The 15,729-nt window shown below is 66.4% G+C and carries 16 protein-coding genes; 4 read left to right on the forward strand and 12 right to left on the reverse strand.

The annotated features are described in order from the left end of the window. Positions 1-57: 57 nt before the first annotated feature. The 4 genes from B9Z03_RS19940 to B9Z03_RS19955 form a co-directional block, all read right to left on the reverse strand. Complete coding sequence (locus B9Z03_RS19940) at positions 58-879, reverse strand: aldo/keto reductase (RefSeq protein ID WP_085465802.1); 822 nt, start codon at positions 877-879, stop codon at positions 58-60. A 27-nt stretch (positions 880-906) separates the two neighbouring features. Continuing rightward, positions 907-1,539 (reverse strand): DapH/DapD/GlmU-related protein, encoded by a 633-nt coding sequence (locus B9Z03_RS19945; protein ID WP_085465803.1) that lies wholly within the window; start codon positions 1,537-1,539, stop codon positions 907-909. A gap of 37 nt (positions 1,540-1,576) precedes the next feature. Beyond that, positions 1,577-2,059 (reverse strand): CreA family protein, encoded by a 483-nt coding sequence (locus B9Z03_RS19950; RefSeq protein WP_085465804.1) that lies wholly within the window; start codon positions 2,057-2,059, stop codon positions 1,577-1,579. Positions 2,060-2,136: 77 nt separating this feature from the next. After that, a complete protein-coding gene (locus B9Z03_RS19955) occupies positions 2,137-2,640 on the reverse strand; it encodes a cytochrome b (RefSeq protein ID WP_085465805.1) in 504 nt (167 codons plus the stop codon). Positions 2,641-2,709: 69 nt separating this feature from the next. Between B9Z03_RS19955 and B9Z03_RS19960 the strand changes: the two genes are divergently transcribed. From B9Z03_RS19960 to B9Z03_RS19970, 3 genes are read left to right on the forward strand one after another with little or no spacing between them, the layout of a single operon-like run. Next, entirely contained in the window at positions 2,710-2,913 is a 204-nt protein-coding gene (locus B9Z03_RS19960) for a hypothetical protein (RefSeq protein ID WP_085465806.1), read from the forward strand. Positions 2,914-2,950: 37 nt separating this feature from the next. After that, positions 2,951-3,526 (forward strand): SCO family protein, encoded by a 576-nt coding sequence (locus B9Z03_RS19965; RefSeq protein WP_085465807.1) that lies wholly within the window; start codon positions 2,951-2,953, stop codon positions 3,524-3,526. A gap of 2 nt (positions 3,527-3,528) precedes the next feature. Next, positions 3,529-4,401 (forward strand): 50S ribosomal protein L11 methyltransferase, encoded by an 873-nt coding sequence (locus B9Z03_RS19970; RefSeq protein ID WP_085465808.1) that lies wholly within the window; start codon positions 3,529-3,531, stop codon positions 4,399-4,401. Between the two features lie 83 nt (positions 4,402-4,484). Here B9Z03_RS19970 and B9Z03_RS19975 read toward each other — a convergent pair whose 3' ends face one another. After that, on the reverse strand, positions 4,485-4,670 hold the full coding sequence (locus tag B9Z03_RS19975) for a hypothetical protein (RefSeq protein ID WP_085465809.1): 186 nt from the start codon (positions 4,668-4,670) through the stop codon (positions 4,485-4,487). A gap of 220 nt (positions 4,671-4,890) precedes the next feature. On the opposite strand from B9Z03_RS19975, the gene B9Z03_RS19980 reads away from it, so the two are divergent. Then, positions 4,891-6,741: an aminopeptidase P family protein gene (locus tag B9Z03_RS19980; protein ID WP_085465810.1), complete on the forward strand. Its 1,851-nt coding sequence runs from the start codon at positions 4,891-4,893 to the stop codon at positions 6,739-6,741. On the opposite strand, the gene B9Z03_RS19985 is transcribed toward B9Z03_RS19980, so the two are convergent. The 7 genes from B9Z03_RS19985 to ftsZ all read right to left on the reverse strand — a co-directional run bounded on the left by B9Z03_RS19985 (position 6,726) and on the right by ftsZ (position 15,678). After that, a complete protein-coding gene (locus B9Z03_RS19985; RefSeq protein ID WP_085465811.1) occupies positions 6,726-7,022 on the reverse strand; it encodes an AzlD family protein in 297 nt (98 codons plus the stop codon). The genes B9Z03_RS19980 and B9Z03_RS19985 overlap by 16 nt on opposite strands. After that, positions 7,019-7,714 (reverse strand): AzlC family ABC transporter permease, encoded by a 696-nt coding sequence (locus tag B9Z03_RS19990; protein ID WP_085465812.1) that lies wholly within the window; start codon positions 7,712-7,714, stop codon positions 7,019-7,021. Before B9Z03_RS19990 ends, B9Z03_RS19985 begins: the two co-directional genes overlap by 4 nt. Before the next feature lie 139 nt (positions 7,715-7,853). Continuing rightward, entirely contained in the window at positions 7,854-10,001 is a 2,148-nt protein-coding gene (ligA, locus tag B9Z03_RS19995) for an NAD-dependent DNA ligase LigA (RefSeq protein WP_085467777.1), read from the reverse strand. Positions 10,002-10,109: 108 nt separating this feature from the next. After that, positions 10,110-11,774 (reverse strand): DNA repair protein RecN, encoded by a 1,665-nt coding sequence (gene recN, locus B9Z03_RS20000; RefSeq protein WP_085465813.1) that lies wholly within the window; start codon positions 11,772-11,774, stop codon positions 10,110-10,112. A gap of 10 nt (positions 11,775-11,784) precedes the next feature. Next, entirely contained in the window at positions 11,785-12,612 is an 828-nt protein-coding gene (locus B9Z03_RS20005; RefSeq protein ID WP_085467778.1) for an outer membrane protein assembly factor BamD, read from the reverse strand. 183 nt (positions 12,613-12,795) lie between these two features. Beyond that, positions 12,796-13,746 carry a UDP-3-O-acyl-N-acetylglucosamine deacetylase gene (gene lpxC, locus B9Z03_RS20010; protein WP_085465814.1) on the reverse strand — a complete coding sequence of 317 codons (951 nt, stop codon included), beginning with the start codon at positions 13,744-13,746 and terminating at the stop codon, positions 12,796-12,798. Positions 13,747-14,028: 282 nt separating this feature from the next. Next, positions 14,029-15,678, reverse strand: a complete 1,650-nt coding sequence (gene ftsZ / locus B9Z03_RS20015) for a cell division protein FtsZ (protein ID WP_085465815.1) — start codon at positions 15,676-15,678, stop codon at positions 14,029-14,031. Positions 15,679-15,729: the final 51 nt, after the last annotated feature.

Raw genomic sequence — 15,729 nt, forward strand, 5'->3', positions numbered from 1 at the left:
AACCCCTCCTGCCGCGGACCGACGCCCGGAAACGCAGCAGAAGTTCGTGCGGTTCCGTCAGGCGAATGTGTCGGGGTTCGGCCCGGTGCGCACGCCCGCATCGAGCTTCGCGATCGCCGCCATGTCCGCGTCGTCCAGTTCGAAATCGAAGACGGCGATGTTCTCGCGGATGCGCGAGGGCGTGACCGACTTCGGGATCGCGATGTTGCCGAGCTGGACGTGCCAGCGCAGGATCACCTGCGCCGGGGTGCGGCCGTGCTTTGCCGCGATGGCGACGATTTCCGATCTGTCCACCGCGCCGCGCTGCAGCGGGCTCCAGGCTTCGGTGGCGATGTCGTTCGCGGCGTGGAAGGCGCGAAGCTCCGCCTGCTGCAGGCCGGGATGCAATTCGATCTGGTTCAGCGCCGGACGGACATCTGAACTTTCGAACAGCCGCTTCAGGTGTGGGATGTGGAAGTTCGACACGCCGATCGAACGCGCGCGTCCTTCGGCCTTCAATTTCTCCAGCGCCTTCCAGGTGTCGAGATAGAGCCCGCGCGACGCGGCCGGCCAGTGGATCAGGTAGAGGTCGACATAGTCGAGGCCAAGCCTGCCGAGGCTCTTGTCGAAGGCCTGGAGCGTGGTGTCGTAGCCCTGCGAATCGTTCCACACCTTGGTCGTGACGAACAGCTTTTCGCGCTCCGCGCCGGAGCGCCTGATCCCCTCGCCCACCCCGCGCTCGTTGCGATACACCGCGGCGGTGTCGATGCTGGTGTAGCCGGCCTCGATGGCGGTCACCACGGCGTCGGCGGCGACATCATCGGCGACCTGCCACACGCCCAGCCCGATCACCGGCATGTCCGCGCCGGAATTGAGCCGCTTCGTCGGAACGTTGGTCATGGATTGTCTCCTATGCACAGGCCGGCCTCACGCACCGGCGCCTTCCCATTTGTCGAGGAACGCCTCGGCCGACAGCCGCTGCATGTCGGGCACTGCCTCGAACAGCCTTTCGCGCGAAAAATCCCACCAGGCGAGTTTCGCGATGCGCGCGGCGATCTCGTCGGGAAAGCGCCTGCGCACCGGTCTGGCCGGCGAGCCGGCGACGACCGTGAAGGGCTCGACGTCGCGCGTCACGACGGCATTCGCCCCGATCACCGCCCCGTTGCCAACCGACACGCCCGGCATGATCACCGCGCCGTGGCCGATCCAGACATCGTGGCCGACCGTGACCCGCTTGCCGGCCCGGCGGGCGCGGAAATCCTGGTCGACGCCGAGGAAGCGGAAAAACTCGTTCGGCCGGTAGCTGATCTTGTGCTGGGTGATCCGCTCGATCGGATGTTCCAGCGCGTTGATGCGCGTGTTCGCCGCGATCGAGCAGAACTTGCCGATGTCGGCATAAGCCGCCTCGCTGTGGCGCTCGAAGTAGGAATAGTCGCCGACGATCACATCGCGCAGGATCACGCGCTCGCCGACCACCGCGTGGCGGCCGAGCCGACAGCCCTTCATCTCGGCGGTCGGATGGATGCGCGGCTCGTCGGAGGGAAAGCGCTCGTCGGACATGGCCGAGCCAATACGCGCCCGCTCCCGCTGCCGCAAGTTACTGCGGCTTGCCGTTGGTCCAGGTCACGGGCTGGTTGAACAGCGGCACGCTCGAGATCGCCATCTTGGCGGAGCCGTCCTGTACCTGTCGCGAATGCGACAGGTAGATCAGCGTGTCGTTGGTCTTGTCGTAGATGCGGTTGACGACGCGCTGCTTCCAGATCAGCGAGATGCCCTGGTTGAACACTTCCTCGCCACCCTTGGAGAGGTCGATGTCGCGGATCGCGATCGGGCCGGTCTGGCGGCAGGCGATGGAGGAATCCGACGGGTCCTCGAACCAGTTGCCCTTCTGCAGCCGGTCGATCACGCCGCGCTCGAAATAGGAGACGTGGCAGGTGATGCCGTCGACCTTCGGGTCCTTGAAGGCTTCGACGATGATGTCGTTGCCGAGCCAGTCGACGCCAACCTCGCCGACTTCCTGCGCCAGGGCTGGCGATGCGGCGAGGCCGAGGAACAGGGCTGCGGCGGCGAAACGGTTCATGTCGGATCTCCTTGGACGACAGCGCGAGAGGTAGGGTCCGGCCGCCCGCCTTGCAATGCCGGCCTCGCCGGGCGCCGCTATTTCTGCGGCGTCACCATCCTGGTCATCACGTCCGACTTCAGGACGAAGCGCTGGTAGAGCGCGCCGAGGATGTGCAGCACGACCAGCCAGAACAGCACGTTCGCCGCAAGACCGTGGATGCCGGCGGCGGGCTTCACGCCGCCCACCCAGGCCGCGAGGCCGCCGAGCGGGATCGCGATCATGAGGATATAGAGCACGACATGCGTCGCATTCGCGGCGAGGCGCAGCGGCGCGGGCTCCTCCGCAGGCAGGGCCGGCGCGCCGCGCGTGAAGCGGACGCCAAGCCGCAGCAAGGCAAGCAGCAGGACGGACACACCGACGACGACGTGCACGGTGACGCCGAAGGTCACCTCCGCCGGAACGGCAAGCCCGTCGCGGACGGCGTCCCAGGCTTCTTCCATCGGGTCATGGTAGAGGATCTGCACCGCGATCAGCAGCGCGATGATCCAGTGGAGGGCGATCTGGAGGCGGGAATAGCCTTTGGGTGCCTGCGTAGCCATGCGTGTCTCCTGGCATTGCGTGGGTTCGAGGAGCTTCGCGCTTTTCGGAACAGCTGCCAACGCGGCATCATGCCCTTTGCGAAGCCGAACGCCGCCCGCTATATCTGCGGCATGTCTGGCAGATCGACATCCGGAAGGAGTTGGCTTGTCCGCGTCGCGCTCGCCGCGGTCGCGGTGGGCGGCTTCACGGGCGCGGCGTTCGCCGCATGGATCGGGAACGGGTCCGCCATGCTGATGGCGCTGACCGCGTCGGGTCTCTCCTGGTGTTTCTGACGCCGCAGCCTTTCTCGCATAGCCTCAGGTGAATACGATGCGCGCGATCCTCTACGGGCTTCTCTTCCTCGTCGCGGCGGGCATCGGCTACGTCGCCTTTGACTGGTATGCGAAAGTCGGCTCCGGTGAGGCCTATGGCGGCGCGTTCCAACTCGTCGACCAGAAGGGCCAGCCAATCAGCGAGAAGGAATTCAGGGCGCAGCCCTCCGCCGTCTTCTTCGGCTTCACCCACTGTCCCGAAATCTGTCCGACCACGCTGTTCGAGCTCGACGGCTGGCTGAAGCAGCTCGGCCCGGAAGGCGAGAACATCCGCGCCTTCTTCGTGTCGGTCGACCCCGAGCGCGATACGCCCGAAATCATGGACCAGTATGTGAGCAACGTCTCGCAGCGCATCACAGGTGTGACCGGCGACCCGGCCAAGGTGGCGGCGATGACGAAGTCGTTCAACATCTACTCGCGCAAGGTCGAGACGGGCGGGGGCGAATACACGATGGACCACACCGCCTCGGTGCTCCTGCTCGAGAAGGGCGGCGCCTTTGCCGGCACCATCGCCTATGGCGAGAACGGCCAGACGGCGGTCGCCAAGCTGAAGCGGCTGGCGACCGGATCCTGACCATGGGCCAGATCCGCTATCACCTCCGCGGGCCGAAGGCCGAGACGGAACGCGTCTACGCCGCGCTCGAACTCGGCCTGGAAGACGAGGGCTGGCCGCTGTCCATCTTCGAGGTGGACGAGAAAGCGGCTATTTTCGAAGTCTCGGCCTATGTGGACGAGGCGGAGGACGGCGTCGCCGAGCGCCTCGCCGCGCTGGTTCCCGACGACCTGGAGAATCGCCGTTTCGAGGTCGAAGCCGTTCCGGACATCGACTGGGTAACGAAGTCGCTGGAAGGGCTGAAGCCGGTGCGCGCCGGCCGTTTCCTGGTGCACGGCTCGCACGACCGCGACAAGCGCCGCATCGGCGACCTCGCCATCGAGATCGAGGCAGGACTGGCCTTCGGCACCGGCCATCACGGCACGACGGCGGGCTGCCTGCAGGTGCTGTCCGAGGTGGTGCGGCGCGAGCACCCGCGCAACGCGCTCGACCTTGGCACCGGCAGCGCGGTGCTCGCCATCGCACTGGCGAAGATGGCTCATATCCCGGTGCTCGCCACAGACATCGATCCGGTCGCGACGGAGGTGGCGAAGGAGAACGCGGCCATCAACGGCGTCGCCGCCTGGCTGACCTGCGTGACGGCCCCCGGCTTCCATCATCCGGCTTTCGCGGCGGCGGGGCCGTTCGACCTGATCGTGGCCAACATCCTCGCGCGCCCGCTGATGCGGCTCGCGCCGCAGATGGCCAGGCATGTCACGCCGGGCGGATCGCTGGTTCTGTCGGGCATCCTCGACAGCCAGCGCGACGCGGTGGTGGCGGCCTATGCCGGCCAGCGCTTCCGCCATGTCAGGACGCTGCACCGCGAGGGCTGGGTGGCGATCCACCTCAAGCGGTAGTCTCTCGCAGGCACGAAAAAGGCGGCTGTCTCCAGCCGCCTTCGCCAGCGCGACAGGCGCGCTCTACCGGTATGTTGAGGAAATCAGTAGGCGTAAGGCGCACGCGCATTCCGGCGCAGCACGTCACGGCTGTAGCCGTTCTTCGCCAGCGTCTCATCGTCCAGCATCAGCAGGGCGCCGTTGACATAGTGGGTGGCCTGACGGGCACGCGCCTCGATCAACGCATTGAGCGCGTTGCGGAAAAAGCCGGGCTTCGCAGTCTTGGTCATGATGGTCTCCTTCGGTCGGACTATCCATCCTCCACGTCATGCAATGTATGAGACATCGACCTGATTCACTATGGATCATCTCGCATGTGCGATATGCAATTTTGCATATGCGAAGACAAGATTGTGCAATGCAATATTCATAGATGCCCCGCCGGGCATCGAGATTGCAACGGCCGGTCGCTGCGGTTACCGTCGCGCCTCCGCGAAACCGGTGCCGAGCATGTTCCAGTCCTTCGACGTCACATCCGATCCCTCCCAGGGCGCCGCGCGCATCAAGCGCCTGCGCGAATGGCTTGCCGGCAAGAAGCTCGACGGCTTCATCGTGCCGCGCGCCGACGAGCATCAGGGCGAGTATGTGCCGGCGCGCGCCGAACGGCTGTCCTGGCTGACCGGCTTCACCGGATCTGCGGGCGCCGCGATCATCCTCGCCGACAGCGCCGAGATCTTCGTCGACGGCCGCTACACGCTTCAGGTGCGCGGCCAGGTCGACCCGTCTATCTTCTCGGTGCAGAACCTCGTCGAGACGCCACCGGCCAAGTGGCTCGGCGACAATGCCGCCAAGGGCGCGCGGATCGGCTTCGACCCGTGGCTGCACACCATCGCCGAAGCCAAGGCGCTGAAGGCCGCGCTCGAGAAGCGCGGCGCCGAACTGGTCGCGGTGGCGAAGAACGCGGTGGATGCGATCTGGGACGACCAGCCGGCGGCTCCGCTGGAGCCCGTCGACATCCAGCCGCTCGACTATGCGGGGGAACTCGCCAAGGACAAGCTCGCGCGCATCGCCGGGACCCTGAAGGCGGAAGGCGCAACCCACACGATCCTGACCGACCCCTCCTCGCTTGCCTGGACCTTCAACATCCGCGGGCGCGACGTGCCGCACACGCCGCTGGCGCTGGGCTTCGCGGCGATCTCGGCCAACGGCCAGCACCTGCTCTTCATGGACAAGCGGAAGCTGCCGCGTACGACCGAGGCCTATCTGACCCAACTGTCCGACATCCGGCCGCCGTCGTCGCTTGAGAGCGAGATCGCAGCGCTGGCGAAGGCCGGCGCCAAGGTCGGCCTCGACCAGTCGCTCGCCGCGGAAAAGCTGCGCCTGATCGTCGAGGAGAATGGCGGCACGGTCGTGTCCTTTAACGATCCGGCCCGCCTCCCCCGCGCTACCAAGAACGACGCCGAACTCGCGGGCACCCGCAACGCGCACCGGCGCGACGGCGCGGCCGTGTCGCGCTTCGTCCGCTGGATCGAGACGCGGCCAGCTGGTTCGGTGGACGAGATCGCGGCGGTGACCGCTCTGGAGAACTGCCGCACAGAGACGGGCAAGGAGTTGCAGATGCCGCTGCGCGACATCTCCTTTGACACGATCTCCGGCGCGGGCCCTAACGGCGCGATCATCCACTATCGCGTGACGAACGCGACCAACCGCACGCTGGGTCCGGGCGAGCTCTACCTTGTCGACTCGGGCGCCCAGTACCAGGACGGCACCACGGACATCACCCGCACGCTGCCGATCGGCGAGCCGACCAGGGAGATGCGCGAGCGCTATACGCTGGTGCTGAAAGGCATGATCCAGATCTCGATGCTGCGCTTTCCGCCGGGAACGCGCGGCGCCGACATCGACGCCTTCGCGCGCGCCGCACTGTGGAAGGCCGGCCTAGACTATGCCCACGGCACCGGCCACGGCGTCGGCTCGTTCCTGTCGGTGCACGAGGGCCCGCAGCGCATCGCCAAATCCGGCACCGAGAAGCTGCTGCCGGGCATGATCCTCTCCAACGAGCCGGGCTACTACAAGGAGGGCGCCTACGGCATCCGGCTGGAGAACCTGATCGTGGTCACCGAGGCGCAGCCGATCGAAGGCGGCGACCTGCCGATGCACGGCTTCGAGACGCTGACGCTGGCGCCTTTCGACAAGCGCATGATCGCGACGGAACTGCTGACGCGGGAGGAGTTCGAATGGCTGAATGCCTACCATGCGCGCGTGTGCGACGAGGTCGGGCCGCTGCTGTCTGGCGAGGAGCGGGCTTGGCTGGAGGCCGCGACCTCGCCCTTCGCCGACCACCATCATCCGAGCAGATAGCGCAGCGCGAACAGCACGACCGCGCCGGCGATGAACATCGGGATGAAGCTGAAGCGCAGTGCGACCAGGCCCGCGACCACCATCGCCGAGATCTCAGCCGGACCGCCGCTGAACAGGGCCGGCACGAACAGCGTGGTAAGGACCGCGGCGGGCACGGCGTTGAGCCCCGCCTCCACCCGCGGATGAATGCGCTCGAAACGCGACAGGACGATATGGCCGCCGGCGCGTGCCAGATAGGTCATCGCCGCCCCGGCGAGAATGATCCAGACCGTCCCGCTCATGGCGCGGCTCCTGCCTCGTCGGGCTCCGGATCGGCCGGCGGATGCGGCTTCGCCAGCGCGGCCGCGAGCAGCACGCCGGCCGCCGCGCCGATCGACACGTGCCAGGGCGAGCCGACATAGCGGTAGGCGATCATCGCGACGACGCCCGAGGCGATGACGACGGGCAGCCAGAGGGGGCGGTTGCGGAAGCCCATGACCAGGCCGAGGAAGTAGATCGGCAGCAGGTAATCGAGCCCGATCGCATGTGTATCGCGAATGAGCGCGCCAAATCCCGCACCGGCCGCAGAGAGCAGTACCCAGGTGACATAGACCACCAGGCCCATGCCCATGTACCACGCAAAGCCGATCTCCTGCCGGGCCTCGATCTTCCGCTCGCTCTCCGCATAGACGGGGTCGACCAGGAAAAAGAAGCCGATGGCCTGCTGCCAGGGACGCCAGTGCGTGATCCGCCGGCCGACGGCGGCGGAATAGAGCACATGGCGGAAATTGACGGCGAAGATCGACAGGACGACCATCCAGCCGGGAAGGCGCTGCCCGAAGAGTTCGATGCCGACCATCTGCGACGCGCCGCCGAAAATCGTGGCGCTCATCAGGACGATCTCGAAGAACGAGAGCCCCAGCTTCGCGGCAAGTGCCCCGTAGAGGATCCCGAACGGCCCTGCCGCAAACGTCGCGGGAATTGCGGCCCGCATGCCCGACCAGAACTGGCTCGAAGTATTCGGAGGAATGGGAGTCTCCACGCCCGTCTTGGGTTTGATCGTCGCGGGCGTTGTAGGTTTGTCTGTCGGGCGTGTCTGTTGAATTCTGTTGAGCCAGCGTTCAGTAGGACAATCACCCTTCAACGCGCCTGAACCACTCGTCCTCGTCGATCACCTCGATGCCGAGGTCCGTGGCGGCCTTGAGCTTGGAGCCGGCGCCGGGGCCGGCGACGACGAGATCGGTCTTCTTCGACACGGAGCCCGCGGTCTTGGCACCGAGACGCTCGGCCATCGCCTTTGCCTCGTCGCGCGACATGCGCTCCAGCGCGCCGGTAAAGACGATGGTCTTGCCCGTGAACTGCGTATCAACCTGCCCGACCTTCTCTTCGTCGAGCGGGGTGACGCCGGCCTCGAGCAGGTCATCGACGGCCTTCTGGTTGTGCGCCTCGTTGAAGAACTCGACCAGCGCCTCGGCCACGACGTCGCCGACGCCGTTGACGGCGTTCAACTCCTGCCAGGCAGAGTTGCCCTTGTCGCCTTTGCCGGCCGGGATCTCTGCCTCGGTGGCGACGGCGCGGATCGCGTCGAAGCTGGTGAAATGACGCGCGATGCGCTTCGCATTGGTCTCACCGATGTGGCGGATGCCGAGAGCGAAGAGAAATCGGGACGTTTCCACCGCTCGCCGCGCATCGATCGCGTCGAACAGCTTTTTGACCGAAACCGCGCCGAAGCCCTCGATGTTTTCGAGCTTGTTCAGCGAAGCGCGTTGGCGCTCCTTCAGCGTGAAGATGTCGGCGGGCTCGCGCACGCTCAGCGCCGGGTCCTCGGCATTGAAGAAGAACTCGATCTGCTTCTCGCCCAGCCCCTCGATGTCGAACGCGTTGCGCGACACGAAGTGGCGCAGCCGCTCCACCGCCTGCGCCGGGCAGATCAGACCGCCGGTGCACCGGCGCACCGCTTCGCCTTCCTCGCGCACGGCATGGCTGCCGCAAGCAGGGCAGAGATGCGGGAATTCGTAGGGCCTGGAATCGGCCGGCCGCTTCTCAGGCACGATGTCGAGGATCTGCGGAATGACGTCGCCGGCGCGCTGGATCAGCACCGTGTCGCCGACGCGGATGTCCCTGCCCTCGCGGATCGGATTGCCGTCATTGCCAATGCCGCGGATGTAGTCCTCGTTGTGCAGGGTGGCGTTGACCACCACCACGCCACCAACCGTGACCGGCTCAAGCCGGGCGACGGGGGTCAACGCACCGGTGCGGCCGACCTGGATGTCGATGGCTTTGAGCACGGTCGTCGCCTTCTCGGCCGGGAACTTGTGCGCCGTCGCCCAGCGCGGCGAGCGGGAGCGGAAGCCGAGGCGCTCCTGAAGGTCGAGCCGGTCGACCTTGTAGACGACGCCGTCGATATCGTAGGGCAGGCTCGCGCGGTCGGCCTCGATCGCCCGATACTGCGCCAGCATCTCCGCAAGCGAGGCACAGCGCTTCATCCGCTCGTTGACGGGGAAACCCCAGTCGCGGAAACGCAGCACCGAGTCGTACTGCGTGTCGGCCAGCGGTTCGGACGTCTCGCCCCAGGCATAGGCGAAGAACTTCAGCGGCCGCGACTTCGTCACCTCCGGGTTCTTCTGCCGCAGGCTGCCGGCGGCGGAGTTGCGCGGATTGGCGAAGGTCTGGCCGCTCTCTGCCATTCGCTTCTGCAGGTCGAGGAAATCGTCGCGGCGCATGTAGACCTCGCCGCGCACATCGACGATATCGGGTGCGTCCGCCGGCAACCGTTCGGGAATGTCGGCAATGGTGCGTATGTTGGCGGTGACATTCTCGCCGGTGGTGCCGTCGCCGCGAGTGGCGGCCGTCACCAAGCGGCGGTTCTCATAGCGAAGTGACATCGACAGGCCGTCGATCTTGGGCTCGGCGGTGAAGACCAGCGGCGCCTCGGGACCGAGGTTGAGGAAACGGCGCACCGAGGCAACGAAATCCGTGACGTCCTCTTCCGAGAAGACGTTGTCGAGCGACAGCATCGGCTTCGAATGCTGGACTTGCGCGAAGGCCGATGACGGTGCTGCGCCGACCGATTTCGACGGTGAATCCTCCCGGATCAGCTCAGGAAAACGCGCCTCGATCGCGGCATTGCGCAGCTTCAGCGCGTCGTAGGCGGCGTCGGAGATCGTTGGGGCATCTTCGGCGTGGTAACGCCGGTCGTGTCCGGCGATCTCGGCCGCCAGCCGCGCGAGTTCCTCGGCGGCCTGTTCTTCCGTGAGCTTCTCGACGGGCGTGTTCTCGATCGTCATGAGGGCATCCGTTTCGGCGATTGAGGCGGCAAGGTTTCGGCCAAACGGCGGGATTTGTAAATCGCCCTGTGCCGAGCGGCGCAGGCTGCTGACAAGTTCCTGTCAGCCGGCGCTTTCGGCCAGCAGCCGGCGCGCGGCGGCGCGGGCTTCCTCGGTAATGGTCGCGCCCGCGAGCATCCGCGCGATCTCCTCGCGACGGTCGGCGTGGGCAAGTTCGGCAACCGCCGTTGTCACCCGATCGACGCCTGACTTGGAGATGAGGTAGTGCGTCGAAGCACGGGCGGCCACCTGCGGCGCATGCGTGACCGACAGGACCTGCACCCGCGCCGACAATCGCGCCAGCCGCTTGCCGATCGCATCCGCCACCGCGCCGCCGACGCCGGTGTCGATCTCGTCGAAAACCAGCGTCGGCGCCGAGCCGCGATCGGCCAGCGCCACCTTGAGCGCAAGCAGGAAGCGGGAGAGCTCGCCGCCGGACGCGACCTTCATCATCGGGCCCGGACGGGTGCCGGGATTGGTCCGCACCTGGAACTCTACATGGTCGATCCCCTCCTCCGTCCGGTCCGCGGCCTCGGTCGAAATGTCGACGATGAACTCGGCGCGTTCCAGCTTGAGCGCCGGTAGTTCGGCCATGACCGCGCCAGCGAGGCCCTTCGCTGCGGCGTGGCGCAACGCGGACAGGTGCTCGGCCTGCCGGTCGAAGACGCCGCGCAGCTCCGCCGCGGTCTTTTCGAGCAGCGAGAGACGCCCCTCGCCCGCATCGAGGTCGGCAAGGTCGGCCACCATCGAATCGCGCAGCGCCGGCAGATTCTCCACCGTCACGGAGAATTTGCGCGCGGCCCCCCGCAGCGCAAACAGCCGCTCCTCCGTCTGCTCCAGGATGCGGGGATCGAACTCAAGCGCCCGCTCGGCGGCCGCCACGGCCTCCTGCGCGGCGTCGAGCGCGATCAGCGCCTCGTCCAGCGTCCGGACGATCTCGCCGAGCAGTTCCGGCGCCTCGGCCTCCTTGCGCTGCAACCGGCGCAGCAGGCTCGACAACGCGGGCACCGGCGAGGTGGAGCCGGAGAGCGTCTCGACCGCGTCGTTGACTTCCGATGCGGTCTTCTCCGCTCGCATCATGCGCGCGCGCTTCTCCGCCAGTTCCTCTTCCTCGCCGGGCTGCGGGTCGAGCTTGGAGAGTTCGGCCACGGAAGCGCGCAGGTAATCCGCCTCGCGCGCGGCGGCTTCGACTTTGGCCTGGTGGCGGGCAAGCTCCTGCTCGGTCGCGCGCCACTGTCGGAACGCGGCAGCTGTCGCGGCGACTTCGCCGAGATGCCCTCCAAACGCATCGAGGAGCTCACGGTGCGCCGCCGGGTCGACCAGCGCGCGCTCGTCGTGCTGGCCGTGCAGCTCGACCAGGAGCCGGCCAACATCCTTCATCAGCCCGACGCTCGCCGGCTGGTCGTTGACGAAGACGCGCGTGCGGCCGTCGGCCGTCTGCACGCGGCGCAGGATGATGTCGCCGTCGGTGTCGAAGGCGTTCTCCTCGAGCAGTTCGCGGGCGGGATGGTTGCCGGGCACGTCGAACACGGCCGTCACTTGGCCCTGCGCCGAGCCCTGGCGCACAAGTGAGGCATCGCCGCGCGCGCCGAGCGCCAGCGACAGGGCGTCGAGAAGGATGGATTTGCCGGCGCCCGTCTCGCCGGTCAGCACCGACAGGCCCGACCCGAAGTCGAGGTCGAGCCGCTCGATCAGGACGATATCGCGGATCGACAGGCGCGAGAGCATGAACGGCGGATCAGGTGCCGATGATGGCGCGGCCGGCCTTCGAAATCCAGGAGCCGGCGTTCTCGCGCGGCTCCAGGCCGCCCTTCTGCAGCAGGGCGTAGGAGTCCTTATACCACTGGCTGTCAGGATAGTTGTGGCCGAGCACGGCGGCGGCGGTCTGCGCCTCGGAGGTGAGGCCCATCGCGTAGTAGCCTTCCACCAGGCGCGCCAGCGCCTCCTCGACGTGGCGGGTGCTGGAGTAGGTTTCCACCACAACGCGGAACCGCTTCATCGCCGCGATGTATTCGTGCCGCTCGAGATAGTAGCGCCCGACCTGCATTTCCTTGCCGGCGAGCTGGTCGCGCGCGAAGCGCATCTTCGCCTTGGCGTCCTCGACATATTCCGAATCGGGCCAGCGCTGGACCAGTTCGTCCATCGCCTCGACGGTGCGGCGCGCTTCCTTCTGGTCCTGCGTCACGTCGCGGATCTGGCGATACCAGGCCAGTCCGATGATGTACTGCGCATAGGCGGCGTCGGGCGAGGTCGGATAGAGGCTGATATAGCGCTTGGCGCCGGAGATCGCCTCGTCGTAATTGCCCTGCCGGTAGTTTGCGAAGGCGCCCATGACGAGCGACTTGCGGGCGAACTCGGAATAGGGATGCTGACGGTCGACAGCTTCGAACTTCTTGATCGCCTCGCCCATGCGGCCCGCATTCATGTTGGCGAGGCCTTCATTGTAGAGCTTGTCGGCCGGATCGGTTTCCTCGACATAGGTCGAGAGGTCGAGGTCCTTTTCGCCGCCAAAGCCCATGCAGCCCGACAACGCGACGGGCGCAAGGAGAACCGGAAGAACCAGCATCGGCATTCGCGAGATCATGCTCGCTTTATGCGGCAGCTTCGACATGGACTTGCCTCTCCGGTGCACCCGAAAATTATGGGCGAAATGACTTTGGCCCGGAACGGTTCATAAATCATAACCGCCCGAACGGGGCAACGCTGTGCCCATTCAATGGCGCAATTTTGTGGCGGAAAAGGCGACGCCTCAAATCATCCAGGGCGCATACACAGGCGCGTTCACGGCGACCATCTCGCCCACACGCCCACGACCCTGCCGCACCGTCTCGACGATCTCGAAAGCGCTGCGATCGGACAAAAGGCGACGAAGCGCCGATGCGTTGAGCTTGTGGCCACCGCGCCACGACCGGAAGCAGCCGATGAAGCGGGCGCCCGCTAGCGCGAGGTCACCCATCGCGTCGAGCGTCTTGTGCCGGGCGAACTCGTCGCCGAAGCGCAAACCCTCGACATTGATCACGCGGTGATCGTCGCCGATGACGACCGAGTTCTCCAGCGAAGAGCCGAGCGCGTAGCCCGCCGCCCAAAGCCGCTCGACATCGCGCATGAAGCCGAAGGTGCGGGCGCGCGAAATATCCTTGCGGAAGCGTGCGGCATCGATGTCGGCCGCAAACGCTTGACGGCCGATGGCAGGACTGTCGAACTCGATGTCGACTTCGAATCGGGTGCCGTTGTAGGGGCGGAACTCGGCCCAGGACGACCCGCTCTCGATGCGCACCGGCTTGACGATGCGGATGTAGCGGCGGCGCGCATCCTGTTCCTCGATGCCCGCCTGCTCGAACGCGTCGACGAACATCGCCGCACTGCCGTCGAGGATCGGAACCTCGGGACCATCGATCTCGATCGCGACATTGTCGATGCCGAGGCCGAAAAGCGCTGCCATCAGGTGCTCGACGGTCGCGACATAGGCGCCCGACGGGTCGCCGAGCACGGTGCTCAGGTCCGTCGCGCCGATCTCCGACACGAGCGCGCGGATTTCGCGCGGCGTCCCGTCCAGATCGATACGGCTGAAGACGACCCCGGTATCGGGATCGGCAGGACTGAAATGAATCGAAACCGCCTTGCCGCTGTGAACGCCAATTCCTGAAAGCGTCACGCGCGATTTCAGTGTCGTCTGATATTCCTGCAAACTAAGCCCCATACAACCCGCCTTGGCTGGCATGCCTCCGTCTCGCGGAGCTTCCTTTTCGTCCTGCCAGCACAGACCGGGTCACCATCCCCAAATAGGCCCGATCCAACCAAATTCACGCCCGGAAGATAGTTTGTGCGCAGAGAGTCGCCAAATCACGCTTTCTTACTCGCTGTTACCGCACAAACCTCTCAAGAAATCTGCCTAAGCCTTTATTTCAGCTTGCATTTCACAAGTGAAAAGGAGAGGTCGAAACCCCTCCTTCGCATCACATGTAACAAAAGGCGCCGAGCGTCAATTGGCCTGCCGGCGCAGGAAGGCCGGAATCTCCAGCTGATCGTCCTCGTGAATCGCCCGCGGCTGGGCGACGACACGGCCGTGATCGTCGAGCTGGCCGCGACGCGGCGCGTAGAGCGAGGGGTCCTGGCTGGGCAGCCGGCGGGCTTCCGGAGCGGGCTGCAGCTTCGGCTCGCGCGGCTGGGCCGGCTGAAGACGGGCCGGTTCCTCTTCCTTGCGGCCGAGGCTGGAGGTCAGGCGCTTCAACAGGCCCATCGGGCCGCGCTCGTCGGGTTCTGCGGCGCGGGCAGCCTGCTGCGCCTCGAGCGCGGCATGCACGACCGGCGGGAAGTCCTCGACCCGCGGCATGCGCGGAGCAACCGGAGCCTGGGCGACCGGAGCGGCCGGGGCCACCGGCTGCTGGACCTGCCGCACGACCTGCTCGGCAACAGGCTGCTGGAAGAGCGTGCTCTTCGGACGGAAGTCCTGCTCGGGCTGAGCCGGAGCGACGTGAACCTCGGCGGCGCGGATGGCCTCGGCGATCGGATCGAGCGGACGCTCCTCCATCCGCGGAGCCTCGGCGACGCGGGCGACCGGCTGCTGCGGAGCGGCCTGGACGGCCGGGCGGACCTCGGCGGGCTGCTGGGGCTTGGCGACCTGCTTCGGCATCTGGCGCAGCGGCGGGGCCGACATTTCGAGACCCGTCTTGTCGATGCCAGTGGCGACCACCGACACGCGGATGACGCCTTCCAACTCTTCGTCGAAGGTGGCGCCGAGGATGATGTTGGCGTCCGGATCGACTTCCTCACGGATGCGGGTCGCAGCCTCGTCGACCTCGAACAGGGTGAGGTCGCGGCCGCCCGTGATCGAGATCAGCAGGCCCTTGGCGCCCTTCATCGAGGTCTCATCGAGCAGCGGATTGGCAATCGCTGCTTCCGCCGCGGCCATCGCACGGCCCTCGCCCGACGCTTCGCCCGTGCCCATCATGGCCTTGCCCATCTCGCGCATCACCGAGCGGACGTCGGCGAAGTCGAGGTTGATCAGGCCTTCCTTGACCATCAGGTCGGTGATGCAGGCAACGCCCGAATAGAGCACCTGGTCGGCCATCGCGAAGGCGTCGGCGAAGGTGGTCTTGTCGTTGGCGATGCGGAACAGGTTCTGGTTCGGGATGACGATGAGCGTATCGACGCTCTTCATCAGCTCCTCGATGGCCGATTCCGCCGTCTTCATGCGGCGCTGGCCCTCGAAGTGGAACGGCTTGGTGACGACGCCGACGGTCAGGATGCCCTTCTCGCGCGCCGCACGCGCCACGACGGGCGCAGCACCCGAACCAGTGCCGCCGCCCATGCCGGCGGTGACGAAGCACATGTGGGTGCCGTTCAGATGATCGACGATCTCGTCGAGGCATTCTTCCGCCGCGGCGCGACCGACTTCAGGCTGCGATCCGGCGCCGAGGCCCTCGGTGACGTTGGCGCCGAGCTGGATGATGCGCTCGGACTTGGACATGGCCAGCGCCTGGGCGTCCGTGTTGGCCACGACGAACTCGACACCGCGCAGACCGGCGGTGATCATGTTATTGACGGCGTTGCCGCCGCCTCCCCCGACGCCGAACACGGTGATCCGGGGCTTCAGCTCTGTGATGTCCGGCTTCTTGAGATTGATCGTCATTGTCCTCGTCCTTTGCCTTTCCTGCCGCCTCGCCGCGCGGCTGCTGTTCTT

Source organism: Mesorhizobium australicum, from assembly GCF_900177325.1.
GTDB classification, from domain to species: domain Bacteria; phylum Pseudomonadota; class Alphaproteobacteria; order Rhizobiales; family Rhizobiaceae; genus Mesorhizobium_A; species Mesorhizobium_A australicum_A.

Coding starts and splice junctions, on each gene's coding strand:
- B9Z03_RS19940 (WP_085465802.1), bottom strand. CDS start 879: ATGACCAACGTTCCGACGAAGCGGCTCAATTCCGGCGCGGACATGCCG.
- B9Z03_RS19945 (WP_085465803.1), bottom strand. CDS start 1,539: ATGTCCGACGAGCGCTTTCCCTCCGACGAGCCGCGCATCCATCCGACC.
- B9Z03_RS19950 (WP_085465804.1), bottom strand. CDS start 2,059: ATGAACCGTTTCGCCGCCGCAGCCCTGTTCCTCGGCCTCGCCGCATCG.
- B9Z03_RS19955 (WP_085465805.1), bottom strand. CDS start 2,640: ATGGCTACGCAGGCACCCAAAGGCTATTCCCGCCTCCAGATCGCCCTC.
- B9Z03_RS19960 (WP_085465806.1), top strand. CDS start 2,710: ATGCCCTTTGCGAAGCCGAACGCCGCCCGCTATATCTGCGGCATGTCT.
- B9Z03_RS19965 (WP_085465807.1), top strand. CDS start 2,951: ATGCGCGCGATCCTCTACGGGCTTCTCTTCCTCGTCGCGGCGGGCATC.
- B9Z03_RS19970 (WP_085465808.1), top strand. CDS start 3,529: ATGGGCCAGATCCGCTATCACCTCCGCGGGCCGAAGGCCGAGACGGAA.
- B9Z03_RS19975 (WP_085465809.1), bottom strand. CDS start 4,670: ATGACCAAGACTGCGAAGCCCGGCTTTTTCCGCAACGCGCTCAATGCG.
- B9Z03_RS19980 (WP_085465810.1), top strand. CDS start 4,891: ATGTTCCAGTCCTTCGACGTCACATCCGATCCCTCCCAGGGCGCCGCG.
- B9Z03_RS19985 (WP_085465811.1), bottom strand. CDS start 7,022: ATGAGCGGGACGGTCTGGATCATTCTCGCCGGGGCGGCGATGACCTAT.
- B9Z03_RS19990 (WP_085465812.1), bottom strand. CDS start 7,714: ATGCGGGCCGCAATTCCCGCGACGTTTGCGGCAGGGCCGTTCGGGATC.
- recN (WP_085465813.1), bottom strand. CDS start 11,774: ATGCTCTCGCGCCTGTCGATCCGCGATATCGTCCTGATCGAGCGGCTC.
- B9Z03_RS20005 (WP_085467778.1), bottom strand. CDS start 12,612: ATGCTGGTTCTTCCGGTTCTCCTTGCGCCCGTCGCGTTGTCGGGCTGC.
- lpxC (WP_085465814.1), bottom strand. CDS start 13,746: ATGGGGCTTAGTTTGCAGGAATATCAGACGACACTGAAATCGCGCGTG.
- ftsZ (WP_085465815.1), bottom strand. CDS start 15,678: ATGACGATCAATCTCAAGAAGCCGGACATCACAGAGCTGAAGCCCCGG.